Consider the following 705-nt stretch of genomic DNA (forward strand, 5'->3'; position numbering starts at 1 on the left):
ATTAGTAGCGCGTATGTCGCACAATATGACTCTGAAGATAAACGACAAGATGTAAGTTTTAAATATACGTTTGACAAAGATACTGAGTTAGTTGGAAACATGAACTTAAAACTATGGGTAAGCACTACAGACTCAGACGATATGGATTTATTTGCAGGTATTAAAAAGTTAGATCGTCGTGGTAATGAAGTTAACTTCCCTGATTTTAATCATATTGAAAATGGTCAAGTAGCTACTGGTTGGTTACGCGTATCACATCGTGAATTAGATCAAGAAAAATCCACAATCGCGCAACCTTGGCATAAACATGAAACAGAATTAAAGTTGTCACAAGATGAGATTGTACCTGTTGAAATCGAATTGTTACCTTCAGGCACGCTATTTAAACAAGGCGAAACATTGGAAGTTGTTGTAAAAGGTAGTGAAATTGTAATTGGTAATAGTACCCCTGGCATGAAAACACGTTATGAACATGAAGAAACCATAAATAACGGCATGCACATGATTTATACTGGTGGTAAATATGATTCACAATTAATCATTCCTATCGTTAATTGACATGCAGGAATTACGGTCGATTTTGATTAAAAGTGACATAGTGATAGAAGAGAAGGCCACACGCTTGGAATCTTAAACCAAGGTGTGGCCCTTTTTATTATTGATGGCTATTTAATTTTATAAATCTTGTCACTAAACTTACTACAA

General features: G+C 34.9%; 1 protein-coding gene. It reads left to right on the forward strand.

Annotation, left to right across the window (positions count from 1 at the left end; all coding sequences use genetic code 11):
* Positions 1–558 (forward strand): CocE/NonD family hydrolase C-terminal non-catalytic domain-containing protein (locus tag IDG60_RS18480; protein ID WP_274611452.1); only part of this gene is annotated, 558 nt, incomplete at its 5' end.
* Positions 559–705: the final 147 nt, after the last annotated feature.

Source organism: Staphylococcus sp. EG-SA-2 (assembly GCF_017152085.1).